Genomic DNA, 500 nt, shown 5'->3' with positions numbered 1-500 from the left:
CTGAATCTATCTCCCCTCTTATTGGTAAGCTATATCGTCAAAAAGGAATCGAAGTGGTTCTGTTTGGTAAGACGCTTATCAACGCCACTACTATCGACATTCTCAAAACTCACCGCGTAGCAAGACGATACACTGGAAACCCTCTTTCTCTAGAGCACACAATGCCGATCATCCAAGCATTGTGCGAAATGAGCATTTCTTCATGTCGCGTTGATGTTGGTCAACTGGCAACTAAGTATTGGAATGAGCACGAAGATACAGCAGCACTAAACGATTTCCTACAAACTGCACTTCAAGGCGCGCGTGATGCCGACTCTTCTCTAGCCGCTCGCGATGTTGTGCTTTACGGTTTCGGTCGTATTGGTCGCCTACTGACTCGTCTTCTTATTGAAAAGAGTGGCCCAGGTTACCCACTTCGACTGCGCGCAATTGTTGTTCGTGGCGGTAAGAAAGGTGATTTAGAAAAACGAGCTAGCCTACTTCGTCGTGATTCTGTACAC

At 46.6% G+C, this 500-nt stretch carries 1 pseudogene; it reads left to right on the top strand.

Going from position 1 to position 500, the window contains the following annotated elements:
• A pseudogene (locus R7E78_RS31150) lies at positions 1-500 on the top strand (glyceraldehyde-3-phosphate dehydrogenase); the annotation flags it as partial.

This window comes from Vibrio sp. YT-19(2023), assembly GCF_033337395.1.
This window is presented reverse-complemented; position numbering and strand designations above follow the sequence as displayed.